This window comes from Donghicola eburneus (assembly GCF_900115865.1).
In the GTDB taxonomy this organism is placed as follows: domain Bacteria; phylum Pseudomonadota; class Alphaproteobacteria; order Rhodobacterales; family Rhodobacteraceae; genus Donghicola; species Donghicola eburneus.
On sequence record NZ_FOXY01000003.1, the window covers coordinates 29541 to 42709 of the forward strand.

Below are 13169 nucleotides of genomic sequence, written 5' to 3' on the forward strand. Positions count from 1 at the left end.
GATTAGCCTTTCACGTGCAGCACAAGGCGCTGCTGGAACAGAGTTCCGTCTTCGGACCGCGCCTTGAGGCGCAGGTTCCAGTTGCCACGGCCCAGAGTGACGGGGGCCGACAGGTCGCTGCCGGTCCACGCAAAAACGGGTGTGGTGTCGTCCCGCGCTTCGGTCGCGCGGCCCAGAATTGCTTCTTCGATCACGGGGTTTACGGGGCGGCCGTTTTCATCGCGGATCGACAGGATCAGATTGCCACGCTCTAGCCGGATTTGGGCATCCCAGCCCAAGGCAAGCTGCGCCTTTTGAGCTTCGTTGAACTTCTGGCTGGCGACATAAGAGTTCTTGGTCTCCAGCCCGGGAAAGGTGTGGATGGCGTTGTACGCCATCACAAGGTTTACAGTGATGATCACACCGAAGGCCGCGACAAATCCGGCAAACACGTGCCATCCCTTGAGGCGGAATTCCTGTTTCGCTGCTTGGGCCATCAATTATCCCTTCCGTTAAAGACGGTGTCTTTGCTCACTTGCTCTTCGGCGACCGGATCGGTGACCGTGATGGTCATTTCGGTCCGTTCCGCTTGGGCAGCGTCGGTGTCTGGTGCGGCGACGATATAGACGCGCTGCAGCTTGGTGCTGTCTGCCGGAACGTCGGTCACGTTCTCATCATAGCCTTCAAGCTTCAGTTCGAACACATCCGACGGCGCGACGGTCACGACAAATCCGCGATCCTCGCCATGTTTGTTCCGCAGGCGTACGTCATAGGTGTTGCGGATCGAGCCATCGGACAAGGTCACAAAAGTCGGGTTGCGGACAGGCGCGACGGTCATGTCGATATCCTGACGGCTGAGAAGCGCGATGATCAGCCCAACGCCGACCAGCGACCACAGTGCAGTGTAGAGCAGGACGCGTGGGCGGAAGATATGTTTCATGATCGGGCGGGGGGCGTTGCCCTCGCGTTCGAGCTTCTCGTCCGAGAGCGCGATGTAGTCGATCAGGCCGCGGGGCTTGCCCACCTTGGCCATAATGTCGTCGCAAGCGTCGATGCAGAGTGCACAGGTGATGCATTCCAACTGCTGGCCGTTACGGATGTCGATGCCCACGGGGCACACGTTCACGCAGGCCATGCAGTCGATGCAATCGCCTAGGTTCTCGGCGCCTTCGGCCTTACGATGCTTGCCGCGGGGTTCACCGCGCCATTCGCGGTAGCCCACGGTAATGGTGTCTTCGTCCATCATGGCCGCCTGAATACGGGGCCAAGGGCAAGCGTAGATGCAGATCTGTTCGCGCATAAAGCCACCGAACACAAAGGTGGTCAGGGTCAGAACGCCCATCGTGGTGTAGGCGACGGGGTGCGCCCGGAAATGCAGCAGATCATTGAGCAGGGTCGGCGCGTCGGTGAAATAGAACACCCATGCGCCACCGGTCGCGAGGCCGATCAGGAACCACAACGCCCATTTGGTTGCCCTGAGTCGCGCTTTGCGCAGGTCCATCTTCTTCTGTCGGTGCAGGCGCAAACGCGCGTTGCGGTCGCCCTCGACCCAGCGTTCGACCAGAATAAAGAGGTCGGTCCAGACCGTCTGTGGGCAGGTATAGCCGCACCAGACACGCCCGAGCGCCGATGTGAACAGGAACAGGCCAAGGCCCGCCATAATGAGAAGGCCCGCGATGAAGTAGAATTCGTGTGGCCAAATCTCGATAAAGAAGAAAAAGAAGCGGCGGTTCGCCAGATCGACCAGAACGGCCTGGTCGGGTAGGTTGGGGCCGCGATCCCAGCGGATCCAGGGCGTGATGTAGTAGATGCCCAGAGTGATCGCCATGATCACCCACTTCAGGTTCCGGAATTTACCGCTGACGCGTCTGGGAAATATAGGTTCGCGTGCGGCGTAAAGTTGGTCTTCTTGCTGATCGGCTTGGTTCACGGAATCGCTCCGGTATGAAAAAAGGGCATTAGCTGTTGCCCTTTTTGCAGGAGCGCCGATCTCGGGCTTTGATGCAGGTCAAACCCGAGTCTGTGCCATAGCTATTGCGACAATTGGCCCTTCAGCCATTCGGCAAATGTCGACAAAGATTTCCTCTGAACACCGGGACGGGTCACGAAGTAATAGCCAAGTGCTTCGTTCGGCGATTCGAACAGAACCTTGAGTGATCCGTCCTTGAGTGGGCGGCGGACCATGGCGCGGCTGACCAGAGCGATGCCCTCGCCATCCAGCAGGGCGTCCATCAGCTGTGCGTTCGACAGGGGAGTGACCTGCGGACCCTTGGCTGCGGTAATACCATGCGCTTCGAGCCAGACACCGGTTTCGTTCGAGCCGGTTTCCTGCAGCCACTTCTGATCCATCAGATCAGCGGGGCCAGAGATTTCTCGGTCCCCAACCAGTTCAGGGCTGCCAACAAGAACCAGATCTGAGGGCAGCAGTAGGGTGGCCTCGAGTGCAGGCCAGACGCCGGCGCCGTAGCGCACTGCCATGTCGATGCCAGCGGGACGCAGGTCAACGATCTCGGATGTCGGGTTGAGTAGGACCTCGACCTCGGGATGCAGTTGGCGGAACGCGTCCAGACGGGGCATGAGCCAGTTGATGGTGAATAGAGGCGCCGCTGCAACCTGCAGTGGTCGGGTCTCATCCCCATCGGTCATTTCTTCGACCTTCTGGTAGATCGTCTCAAGCGCTGGAAGCAGAACCTGAGCCAGCTGCGTGCCTTCTGGTGTCAGCATGACACCGCGACCCTGACGTGCGACGAGAGGCGTCCCCAAATGCCCCTCGAGCTGCCGGATCTGCTGGCTGATTGCAGCGTGCGTTACGTTTAAAAGTGCCCCTGCGCGAGAGACACTCCCCGACTGCGCTAGGGCAGCGAATGCCCGCAGCGCGGGCAAAGAAGGCATGCGAAGCCAATCCATTTATTAATCTCGACTAACATTTTTAAAAAAGCAGCGTGGAAAAAACACACTCATACAAAGTTAATATGACCATTACATACTTACTCAAGCAGCAAAACAGTTGAAATTTCTATTTTTCCTACGCTGAAGTATAATAATGATCGTTAAGAGGTTGCAAAAACATAGAGAACTCATCAGTGCTCTTAACGGGTATACACGTATAAGGTGAACCAAGCGACCCTAATTGTCTAATTAAGGCCAAATTTTGTCCAGTTTGCGCACGATCACCGGGGATCAACGCTTACACTTGAGGCTTTTGGGGGGATATTGGGGCGTTTCTAAAAGCAGACCCGTTGGTAAATTTCGGTCTGAGAAAAAAGCGCCGACGTTCTAGGAAACGCGCGAACAGGACAGAACGTCGGCGCAACCCCGCAGGAAAAAACGGGGTATTCTGTGGTTAGGGGCGGTTATTCACCGCCACCCAGACCGTGGACATAAGTTGCAACTGCAGCGATTTCCGCATCGGAGAGACGCTCGTTCCAGTTAGGCATGACGCCAAAGCGGGCCTCAGAGACACTGGTGATCAGGGTGTCGTAATCCCCACCATAGAGCCAGATGGCGTCGGTCAGGTTGGGCGCACCTTGGGTGCGATCGCCTGTGCCGTCGTCAGCGTGGCAGCTGGCGCAGTTGTCTGCGAATACGACAGCGCCGTCTTCGACCACAGCCGGATCATTAGGCTCTGTGCTCAGGGACATGACGTAGTTCACGACCTGACGGATCTCTGCTTTTGAGAGAAGTTCGTCAGTGCCAAAGGACGGCATCTGGCTGTAGCGAGCATCCGGATCGGTTTCGTTGCGGATGCCGTGGCTGATGGTGGTGTGGATCTCTTCGATCGAACCACCCCAGAGCCAGTCGTCGTCCAGCAGGTTGGGGTAACCAGTGGCCCCCGCTGCGCCCGAACCGTGACACTGTGCGCACCAAGTGCGGAACACAGCAGCGCCAGCGTTGTTGGCGTAGCTCTGCAGGTCAGCGTCCGCGCTGATCTGGGTCAGCTCGGCACTTGCCAGACGGTCGTTGATCGCTGCGTTCGCTTCTTCGACAGATGCGATTTCTTCTGCAACGTTCTGGCGGGTCGAGAAGCCCAGAATACCCGGGGTTGCGCCGTTCAGCAGAGGCCATGCCGGATAGGCGATGGTGTAGAGAACGGCCCAAACAATACAGGCGTAGAAGGTCCACAGCCACCAGCGGGGAAGAGGGTTGTTATACTCTTCGATACCGTCCCAGCTGTGACCGGTGGTTTCGACCTCTTTCTTTTCAGGTTTCTTGCTCATGTCCGAGCCTCCTCGTGGTCATTTGCCGGGCGATCTTCGTTGCGGAAGATGCTTTCCGCTGGCTTCCGGTATTCTTTGGTCGAACCGGGACGGAACACCCAAACAATCGCGGAGACGAAGAACCCGAAGAGGAACAACAACATCCAGCTGTCCGCAAACTGGCGGGTAATGGTGTACATATCCATCACATCACCTCTTAGCGGCTGGCATCCGGGTTGAAGGTCGAGAAGTCGACCAGCGTACCCAGCATCTGGAGATATGCGATCAGAGCATCCATTTCGGAAATGCCGGGCTGACCGTCAAAGTTACGCACCTGCGCGCCGGGGTAGCGTTCCAGCAGACCGTCGTAGTCGCCCCAAGGGTCGATCTGGACGTTGAAGTCTGCCACAGCGTTTTCCAGCATTTCTTCGGTGTAGGGGACACCAACAAAGGCGTTGGTTTCCATCAGGTCGCGGACATGCTCCGCTTCGATCAGGGTGTCCTCGAGGAAGCCGTATTTCGGCATCACCGATTCAGGAACGACCGACTGCGGGTTGCGCAGGTGATCTACGTGCCATTCGTCCGAGTAGCGGCCACCCACACGCGCCAGGTCGGGACCTGTGCGCTTGGAGCCCCACTGGAACGGGTGGTCGTACATCGACTCTGCCGCCAGGCTGTAGTGACCGTAGCGCTCGACCTCGTCGCGCATCGGGCGGATCATCTGGCTGTGGCAGACGTAGCAACCTTCGCGGATGTAGATGTTGCGGCCTTCGAGCTCCAGCGGAGAGTAGGGGCGGACGCCCTCTACTTCTTCGATGGTGTTTTCCAGCCAGAACAGCGGGGCGATCTCCACGATGCCACCGATGGTGACAACGAGGAAGGCGAACACGAACAGCAGCGAGCCGTTGGTCTCGAGGATTTTGTGCTTATCGAGAATAGACATGCTCCGGCACTCCTTATTCAGCCGGGACAGCGGCACTGGCTTCGGCTTTCGCCGGCGCTTTGGCCACAGTCATCCAGAGGTTATAGCACATGATGATCGAACCGCTGAGGAACATCACACCACCAAGGCCACGGGCAACGTACATCGGGAACTTCGCAGCAACGGTGTCGGCAAAGCTGTTCACGAGGAAGCCGTTTGCGTCCACTTCACGCCACATCAGGCCTTCCATGATACCGGTCACCCACATGGATGCCGCGTAAAGGATGATGCCGATGGTCGCGAGCCAGAAGTGCCAGCTCACAAGGCTCAGGCTGTACAGACGCTCTTTGTTCCAGAGCTTGGGAACGAGGTAGTACAGAGCACCGAAGGTGATCATGCCGTTCCAGCCAAGGGCGCCAGAGTGTACGTGTCCGATGGTCCAGTCAGTGTAGTGCGACAGCGAGTTCACAGCTCGGATCGACATCATCGGGCCTTCGAAGGTCGACATGCCGTAGAAGCCAACCGAGATCACCATCATGCGGATTACAGGGTCTGTGCGCAGCTTGTCCCATGCTCCCGACAGGGTCATCAGACCGTTGATCATACCACCCCAAGAAGGCATCCAGAGGACGATCGAGAACACCATGCCAAGGGTCGAGGCCCAGTCAGGCAGCGCGGTGTAGTGCAGGTGGTGGGGACCCGCCCAGATGTAGATGAAAATCAGGGCCCAGAAGTGGATGATCGACAGTTTATAGCTGTAGACGGGACGCTCGGCCTGCTTGGGGATGAAGTAGTACATCATGCCCAAGAAGCCCGCAGTCAGGAAGAAGCCCACCGCGTTGTGGCCGTACCACCACTGGGTCATCGCATCCTGCACGCCAGAGAAGACCTGCACCGACTTCGAACCCCAGATGCTGACGGGCACCGACAGGTTGTTCACGATGTGCAGCATAGCAACGGTGACGATGAAGCTCAGGAAGAACCAGTTCGCCACGTAGATGTGCTTCTCTTTGCGTTTGAAGATGGTGCCCATGAAGACGACCAGATAGACGACCCAAACGATGGTCAGCCACCAGTCAACGTACCACTCGGGCTCGGCGTATTCCTTGGACTGGGTTGCGCCCAGAAGGTAGCCGGTCGCCGCTAGAACGATGAACAGGTTATAGCCCCAGAACACAAACCATGCAGCGTTGCCGCCAAAAAGGCGCGCCGCCGAGGTACGCTGTACCACATAGAACGATGTCGCGATCAGGGCGTTGCCGCCGAATGCGAAAATCACCGCGCTGGTGTGCAAGGGACGCAGACGGCCAAAGTTGGCGTAGCCTTCTGCCCATTCAAAGTTCAGTGCCGGAAAGGCCAGCTGAAATGCAATAAAGGTCCCGGCGAGAAAGCCGACAACGCCCCAGAAGGCGGTGGCGACGACGCCATAGCGAACAACACCGTCCATGTAGCCGGTTTCTACGGCGACTTTTTTGACGGGTTCATCGGTGTTGCGCAGGGTCCAGAGAAAAAGGCCACCGGCCACAACCATAATAATAATGGCGTGTACCATGTAGGCCAGGTCGCGCGCGTAGTTGGCGGCGATGGCTGCGAACAGCGTAATCACCCCCAGCGCGGCTAGCTTAAGATAGTTTATCATACCACGTCCCTTTGTCTTCCCGCGAATCCGAAGTGAAATGGACACACGGGCTCCATTGACTGGGGTCATATGGCGTGTCTGAGGCTCACAATTCTTTGATCTGAGTCAATCGCGTCACCAAGGTCGCATCCGAATTGTTGATGCATCTCAAAGTGGAGCGTTTTGTCCGAAGGTAGAGTCTCTCTCAGATGTCCAACTCAGGAGGACGAGATGGCTTACAAAACACTATTCACTACTGTGACTGATCCTGCGGCGGCCGAGGCCCCGCTCAATGTGGCCAAGGCGCTGTGCCGGACTTGGGATGCGCATCTGGATGTGCTGACCATGGGCATCGACCGCACGCAGACCGGTTATTACTATGCCGGTGCCAATGCGATGGTTTTGCAGGAAACTCTGCAACGCGCCCAAGCCGAAGCAAACGATCTAGAGGCGCAGATTCGCGCCAAGCTGGAACCCGAAGATCTGCGCTGGAACGTGGAAACAGCGGTCGCCGCGATCGCCGATCTGGGCCGCCACGTGGCCGCACGCGCGCGATTCTCTGACCTTGCTGTGATGGCCCAACCTTATGGGGATTCGACCGGCGTTGAGCTGGAGCCTGTGCTGGAGGCTGCACTCTTTGATGGGGACACTTCGGTGCTCATGGTGCCCACGGGTTATGACGGGCCGACCGCCTTCAAACGCATTGTGATTGGCTGGAACGAGAGCGCCGAGGCGCTGAATGCCGTGCGCCGCGCACTGCCGCTGCTCAAGGCGGCAGAGTTCGTCTCGATCGCGATCATCAATCCTCCGACGCATGGGCCCGAACGGTCTGATCCCGGCGGCCGTTTGTCGGAATTCCTGTCGCGTCATGGCGTACACGTGGAAATCTCGGTTCTGGCGAAAACCATGCCGCGGATTTCCGACGTTCTGGCGCGCCACGCCGAAGACAGCGGCGCCGATCTGGTGGTGATGGGGGGCTACGGTCATTCCCGATTCCGCGAGGCGATTCTGGGTGGAGCAACCCGCGGCATTCTAGAGAACGCCAAGCTGCCCGTGTTCCTGTCTCACTAAAACAGGACGCTAGAATGACAAAAGGCGTGGGGGTCCGCGCCTTTTCTATCTTCCGGTGTCAGGCGAGCATCCCGCCGTCTGAGTCATCCCCGGCCTCTTCCAGCAGGCGCCCCATGTCGGGAATCGTCACGTGGCGTTTGCCTTCCAGCTCGATCACCCCTTCGCGCTTCAGGGCACTGATCTGGCGGCTCACGGTTTCCAGCGTCAGGCCCAAATAGTCGGCCATAGCCTCGCGGGTCAGGGGCAGGTCAAAGACCAGACGCCCTTGGGTCGCTTGCATCTTGAGCGTGGCGTCGCGGCGGGCGATGATCGCCAAAAGGGACGCAATCTTTTCCCGAGCAGTCTTGCGACCCAGAACCAGCATCCATTCGCGGGCGGCATCCAGTTCGTCCAGCGTCATTTCCAGCAGGCGTTCGGCGATGTGGGGCGTCTTAGCCATCATCTGTTCAAACGGTTTGCGGCGGAAGCAGCACATGACCATGTCAGTGATCGCAACCACATCATAGGCCGCACGATCGCGACCAGGCCGACCGACAAAGTCACTGGGCAGCAGCAGACCGACCATCTGGGTGCGGCCGTCTTCCATGGTTTGGGTCAGGGTCGAGATGCCAGAAACGACAGAGCCCACAAAATCCATCTGGTCACCGGACCAGATCACGGTCTGGCCCGCTTCGAAGCTGCGATAGTACTTGATCGATTCGAGCAGCTCTAGCTCGTCTGTCTCGCATCGCGCACAGACGGCACGATGCCGGATCGGGCACCCATCGCAATTATGGGCATCAAATTTCAAAGTATCGTTCAACATGATCGTTCGCGCTTGATCTGGGTCAAGGATGACCCGAAGAGTCACCTTTAACGTTAGGCGTATGGACACGAAAACACAATTCGCCAAATTGGGTCTGTTTGACGCAAAAGTGCCGCGTTACACCAGCTACCCCACCGCACCGCACTTTTCGAACGACGTCTCGCCGACAGATTTCGAAGGGTGGGTGAAGGCTATTCCGGCCGGGAACAGTATCTCGCTGTATATCCATGTGCCCTTCTGTCGTAGGCTCTGCTGGTTTTGCGCATGCCGCACACAGGGCACGCAGAGCGATGATCCGGTACGGGTATATCTACAGACACTCAAGGCAGAAATTGCATCGCTTGGTCAAATTCTGCCCAAGGGCGTCACTCTGTCGCGTCTGCATTGGGGCGGCGGCACGCCGACTTTGCTGTCGGCACCCATGATGACCGATCTGGCGCAGTCTATCGCTGCGATTGCGCCCTTCGCCGAGGATTATGAATTCTCGGTCGAGATTGATCCCAACGAGATTGACGAGGCACGTCTTGATGCGTTGGCCGCAGCGGGGATGAACCGCGCGTCGATCGGGGTTCAGGATTTCGACGACGAGATTCAAGAGACGATCGGCCGCATCCAAAGCTTTGATGTGACCAAGAAGGCGGTCGACATGATCCGCGAACGGGGCATCCAGTCCCTGAATGCGGACATTCTGTACGGCCTGCCGCACCAGTCCAAAGAGCGGATTAATGAGTCGGTGCAAAAGCTGCTGTCTTTGTCGCCGGATCGGGTGGCTCTGTATGGCTACGCGCATGTGCCGTGGATGGCGAAGCGTCAGCAGATGATCCCGTCGGACGCTCTGCCAACGCCCGAAGAGCGGCTGGATCTGTTCGAAACCGCCCGCCAGCTGTTCATGTGGGACGGATACACCGAGATCGGCATCGACCACTTTGCGCTGAAAGGCGACGGTCTGGATGTTGCGTTGCGCACGGGCAAACTGCGCCGGAACTTCCAAGGCTACACCGATGACACGGCAGATGTGCTGATCGGTCTGGGGGCATCGTCGATTTCGCGGTTCCCGCAGGGCTACGCGCAGAATGCGTCCTCGACTTCGGCCTACACCTCGGCTGTGCGCGCGGGGCAGTTCGCGACAGCGCGCGGGCACACCTTCAAGGGTGGGGACCTGATGCGCGGCCGGATCATCGAGATGCTGATGTGCACCTTCGGGATAGACGGGGATGAGCTCCAGCGCGACTATGGGTTGGGCACCGCGACGCTGCGGGCATACTACGAAGAGGTCGCCACGAAATACGAAGGCATGATCGAGGTTGTGGGGACGCAGTTGACGATCAAACCCGAGGCCCGCGCGATGACCCGCATTATTGCGCGTGATTTCGACGCCTATGACCTGAGTAAAGCTGGCCACAGTTCCGCGATCTGACATCGCAGCAAAGCCCACATATAAAAAGCGCCCGAAGGAGACATCCTTCGGGCGTTCGTCTTTGGCGCGCTCAGCGGCGGCATAATTCCTTGATGCCCATGGCGATCTCGGGTTTCGCTGCCAAAGTGTCCTGAACGATGGCGCTAGCTTCGTCCATCAGGGCCTCGGGTGCGATCAGCCGGTCCACAAGGCCAAAGGCAAAGGCCTCGTCTGCGGTGATTTTTTGCCCGCCCATGAGGATGAGCTTCGTCCGCGACGGACCGATCAGTTTGGCCATGCGGACGGGATCGCTGGGCTGGGGCATGAATCCCAGCTTCATCACTGGATAAAAGAATTTTGCTGTCGGCACCGCGATCCGCAGGTCGCAAGCCAGCGCCATACCCATCGCACCGCCCGCAAGTGTGCCGTTCAGCGCCGCGACAGTTAGACCCTGAACTGCCGCCACCGCAGAGGACAGACGTTCCCACACCGTATCAACGGCGAGTCCCGCGCGTGCCTCTTCGAGATCGGCACCAGCACTGAACACTTTGCCCTCGCCCGTGAGGATAACGGCGCGGGCGTCTTTGGCGGCCTCAAAGGTATCGGCCAGCGTCGTCAGCATCTCTTTGGTCAAAGAGTTCGCTTTGTCAGGGCGGTTGATGCGGATGGTCCAAAGGTCCCCATCGCGGGTTACGTCGATCATATCAGTCCTACCTTGCGCCGGATGTCCTCATCCCGCAGAGAGATTTCCCCGCCGAGCCAGTCATCGGCTTCGGCGCTGCACATCCAGACCAGCGCCTTCGCGGGCCACTCGGCGGGAATATGCTCGGACCAATCAAGCTGACTGACTTCGTTAATACCACTGGCCTTGATGTCGCGCTGCATATCAGTGGCCACAGTTCCCGGTGACAGGCCAATGGCGCGGATGCCGTTGGCGCGCTCCTCAAGATCGAGCGAACGGGTCAGCATCTGGGCTGCAGCTTTGGACGCGCAGTATGCGCTCCACCCCTCGACGGGGCGCGAGGCTGCGCCGGAGCTGATGGTCAGGATAGACCCGCCGCCTTGGGCCTTCATGACGGGGAGGGCTGCGCGCATGCCGTGAAAGACACCTTTGACATTGATGTCGATCAGGTGGCCCCACGCGTCGGGATCGTTGTCCTGTAGGTGGCCAATGGGGTCGATGACCCCTGCATTGCCTACCAAAACATCAAGGCTGCCAAACGTCCCGACCGCGGCCTGAATGGCGGCCTCAACCTCCCAATAGCGGCTGACGTCGCAGGGAACAGCCAAGGCCTGCGCCCCGATTTCACCTGCCAACTCTGCGATCTCGTCTCCCTTGCGGGCGGCCAGAACCACGTTGGCACCGGCGGCCGCAAATTCCCGTGCTGCGGCGGCACCGATCCCGCGGCTCGCACCGGTCACAAATACACATTTTCCCGCGAAGTCTGCCATCTGGTCCTCCTGTGATCTTTGCACATTCGTAATAAACCCCTAAGTTGAGGTCCAGAAATTCAGCCTTGACGATTTTGCGAGGAAACGCCGAAGGTCTGGCCAAATGCTATTTTCTGAAAGGTACGTTATGACGACCCGTTTATTACTAGGCGCCTCTGTCGCGTGGGGCGCACTGGCCACGGCAGCGGCCGCTGATGTCACCCCCGAAGAGGTGTGGGCCGGTTGGCAGACCGCGATGGAAAGCATCTATGGCGGCTACACGGCTGCCAGCGAAGAAATGAATGGCGACACGCTCGTCATCACGGACCTGAAGGTTTCGACAGATTTTCCCGAAGGTACAATGTCTTTCACCGTTCCCAGCATCGAGCTGAAGGATAACGGCGACGGGACTGTGACCGTGACCACCGCGAATGAGTATGACGGCATGGTCAGCATCGAAGAAGACGGCCAGACCATGGATATGGATCTGTATGTCCGCCAGATCGGTGCGTCGATGATCGTCAGCGGGTCGCCCGAAGACCTAACTTCTACTTACAGCGCTGAGTCTGTGTCGGTTGGACTGGATGAGTTGAAGGCCGACGGCCAAACCATCCCGAATGCTCTGGTCGATATCACCCTGAACGGCATGTCGGGGACGTCAAACCTGCAGGAGACGTCGACGGAACAAGCCTATCAGGTCGAAAACATCCACATGGATGTATCGATGAAGAACCCCGACACCGACGACACCGTCAAGCTGGATGCTCTGCTGAATGCGGTTGAGGTTACCTCGAAATCTGAGGGCAACATGGCGGCGATGGCCGACCTGCACCAGATGGCAAGCGAAGGCGGCACCTTCTCGTTCGACGGCGGCATTGCTGGCACTGACATCACGGTAAGCGGCGTGGCAGAGGGCAGCCCCTTTGCGGTCGCACTCGCATCTGGTGCCGGATCGGTTTCGTCAGGTCTGAGCGACGCGGGGCTTGTCTATGACTCGCTGACCAAAGACGTCACGGCCACCATCGAAGTAAATGCCTTCCCGCAGCCGATCGAGCTTGCGATCGCCGAATATGGCACCAACGCGACGATCCCAGTTCTGCCGTCTGAAGAGCCTGCGCCTGCGGCGATCGGCGTTGCGCTGCGTGATTTCACCATGTCGGATGCGCTGTGGGATATTTTTGATCCCGCGAAAATCCTGCCCCGCATTCCGGCCACCATCGCGCTGGGCCTCGAAGGGGATGCGATCATCCGCGAGGCGCTGTTTGATCCTGCACAGTCCGAGAAAATCGCCGAAATGTTCGAAGAGGGCAATCCGCCCGTCACGCTGGATAATCTGCGCCTGAGCGAACTGGAAGTTACGGCCGCTGGCGCGATGATCACCGGCACCGGCGATCTGACCTTTGATAACGAGGATCTGGAGACCTTTAACGGCTTCCCCCGTCCCGAGGGCGAAGTCAGCCTGCGCGCGGTCGGTCTGAACGGTCTGCTTGATAATCTGGGCCAGATGGGCATCCTGCCTGCCGAACAGTTGATGGGCCCGCGCATGATGCTGTCGATGTTCACCGTGGTTGAGGCCCAAGATACCCTGACCTCGACCATCGAGTTCCTGAGCGGTGGCCAGATCAAGGCCAACGGCCAGCGCATCCGCTAATTGTGCGTACAGAGATTGGTTGGTCCCTTTGCGGTTGGGGCCAACCTTGCAAGCGGGCCTCTCAAAGGCTACCTCAGGACCCTAAGATCGGAGGTACCGC

At 58.6% G+C, this 13169-nt stretch carries 13 protein-coding genes; 3 read left to right on the top strand and 10 right to left on the bottom strand.

All coding sequences use genetic code 11. The features are described 5' to 3' along the window. Positions 1 to 2: 2 nt before the first annotated feature. The 7 genes from BM225_RS05460 to ccoN form a co-directional block, all read right to left on the bottom strand. Positions 3 to 476, bottom strand: coding sequence for a FixH family protein (locus BM225_RS05460; RefSeq protein ID WP_072708517.1), 474 nt, complete (start codon positions 474 to 476; stop codon positions 3 to 5). Next, the gene (gene ccoG / locus BM225_RS05465) at positions 476 to 1909 is read right to left on the bottom strand and encodes a cytochrome c oxidase accessory protein CcoG (protein WP_245780428.1); all 1434 of its coding nucleotides are present in this window, start codon (positions 1907 to 1909) and stop codon (positions 476 to 478) included. The genes BM225_RS05460 and ccoG overlap by 1 nt, the downstream gene beginning before the upstream one ends. Positions 1910 to 2010: 101 nt before the next feature. Further along, a complete protein-coding gene (locus tag BM225_RS05470; RefSeq protein ID WP_177218574.1) occupies positions 2011 to 2871 on the bottom strand; it encodes a LysR family transcriptional regulator in 861 nt (286 codons plus the stop codon). A 461-nt stretch (positions 2872 to 3332) separates the two neighbouring features. After that, positions 3333 to 4196, bottom strand: a complete 864-nt coding sequence (gene ccoP, locus BM225_RS05475) for a cytochrome-c oxidase, cbb3-type subunit III (protein WP_072708510.1) — start codon at positions 4194 to 4196, stop codon at positions 3333 to 3335. Next, complete coding sequence (locus tag BM225_RS05480; protein ID WP_072708508.1) at positions 4193 to 4381, bottom strand: cbb3-type cytochrome c oxidase subunit 3; 189 nt, start codon at positions 4379 to 4381, stop codon at positions 4193 to 4195. Before BM225_RS05480 ends, ccoP begins: the two co-directional genes overlap by 4 nt. Positions 4382 to 4392: 11 nt before the next feature. Further along, a complete protein-coding gene (gene ccoO, locus BM225_RS05485; RefSeq protein WP_072708506.1) occupies positions 4393 to 5118 on the bottom strand; it encodes a cytochrome-c oxidase, cbb3-type subunit II in 726 nt (241 codons plus the stop codon). A gap of 13 nt (positions 5119 to 5131) precedes the next feature. Further along, complete coding sequence (ccoN, locus tag BM225_RS05490) at positions 5132 to 6736, bottom strand: cytochrome-c oxidase, cbb3-type subunit I (protein WP_072708504.1); 1605 nt, start codon at positions 6734 to 6736, stop codon at positions 5132 to 5134. Between the two features lie 210 nt (positions 6737 to 6946). Here ccoN and BM225_RS05495 point away from each other — a divergent pair, with 210 nt between their 5' ends. Then, positions 6947 to 7786: a universal stress protein gene (locus tag BM225_RS05495; protein ID WP_072708502.1), complete on the top strand. Its 840-nt coding sequence runs from the start codon at positions 6947 to 6949 to the stop codon at positions 7784 to 7786. Between the two features lie 58 nt (positions 7787 to 7844). Here BM225_RS05495 and fnrL read toward each other — a convergent pair whose 3' ends face one another. Continuing rightward, entirely contained in the window at positions 7845 to 8591 is a 747-nt protein-coding gene (gene fnrL / locus BM225_RS05500) for a transcriptional regulator FnrL (protein ID WP_072708500.1), read from the bottom strand. Positions 8592 to 8652: 61 nt separating this feature from the next. On the opposite strand from fnrL, the gene hemN reads away from it, so the two are divergent. Then, positions 8653 to 10008, top strand: a complete 1356-nt coding sequence (gene hemN, locus BM225_RS05505) for an oxygen-independent coproporphyrinogen III oxidase (protein WP_072708496.1) — start codon at positions 8653 to 8655, stop codon at positions 10006 to 10008. A gap of 70 nt (positions 10009 to 10078) precedes the next feature. Here the strand turns inward: hemN and BM225_RS05510 are convergent, their stop codons facing one another. Beyond that, entirely contained in the window at positions 10079 to 10690 is a 612-nt protein-coding gene (locus BM225_RS05510; RefSeq protein ID WP_072708495.1) for an enoyl-CoA hydratase/isomerase family protein, read from the bottom strand. Further along, complete coding sequence (locus BM225_RS05515; RefSeq protein ID WP_072708494.1) at positions 10687 to 11439, bottom strand: SDR family oxidoreductase; 753 nt, start codon at positions 11437 to 11439, stop codon at positions 10687 to 10689. The genes BM225_RS05510 and BM225_RS05515 overlap by 4 nt, the downstream gene beginning before the upstream one ends. Positions 11440 to 11566: 127 nt before the next feature. Here BM225_RS05515 and BM225_RS05520 point away from each other — a divergent pair, with 127 nt between their 5' ends. Then, positions 11567 to 13069, top strand: coding sequence for a hypothetical protein (locus BM225_RS05520; RefSeq protein WP_072708492.1), 1503 nt, complete (start codon positions 11567 to 11569; stop codon positions 13067 to 13069). Positions 13070 to 13169: the final 100 nt, after the last annotated feature.

Bases quoted from the DNA above. Each gene is read 5' to 3' on its own strand.
- BM225_RS05495 (WP_072708502.1), top strand. From the start codon at position 6,947: ATGGCTTACAAAACACTATTCACTACTGTGACTGATCCTGCGGCGGCC.
- BM225_RS05460 (WP_072708517.1), bottom strand. From the start codon at position 476: ATGGCCCAAGCAGCGAAACAGGAATTCCGCCTCAAGGGATGGCACGTG.
- ccoN (WP_072708504.1), bottom strand. From the start codon at position 6,736: ATGATAAACTATCTTAAGCTAGCCGCGCTGGGGGTGATTACGCTGTTC.
- BM225_RS05480 (WP_072708508.1), bottom strand. From the start codon at position 4,381: ATGGATATGTACACCATTACCCGCCAGTTTGCGGACAGCTGGATGTTG.
- ccoO (WP_072708506.1), bottom strand. From the start codon at position 5,118: ATGTCTATTCTCGATAAGCACAAAATCCTCGAGACCAACGGCTCGCTG.
- BM225_RS05515 (WP_072708494.1), bottom strand. From the start codon at position 11,439: ATGGCAGACTTCGCGGGAAAATGTGTATTTGTGACCGGTGCGAGCCGC.
- fnrL (WP_072708500.1), bottom strand. From the start codon at position 8,591: ATGTTGAACGATACTTTGAAATTTGATGCCCATAATTGCGATGGGTGC.
- BM225_RS05520 (WP_072708492.1), top strand. From the start codon at position 11,567: ATGACGACCCGTTTATTACTAGGCGCCTCTGTCGCGTGGGGCGCACTG.
- ccoP (WP_072708510.1), bottom strand. From the start codon at position 4,196: ATGAGCAAGAAACCTGAAAAGAAAGAGGTCGAAACCACCGGTCACAGC.
- BM225_RS05470 (WP_177218574.1), bottom strand. From the start codon at position 2,871: ATGCCTTCTTTGCCCGCGCTGCGGGCATTCGCTGCCCTAGCGCAGTCG.
- hemN (WP_072708496.1), top strand. From the start codon at position 8,653: ATGGACACGAAAACACAATTCGCCAAATTGGGTCTGTTTGACGCAAAA.
- BM225_RS05510 (WP_072708495.1), bottom strand. From the start codon at position 10,690: ATGATCGACGTAACCCGCGATGGGGACCTTTGGACCATCCGCATCAAC.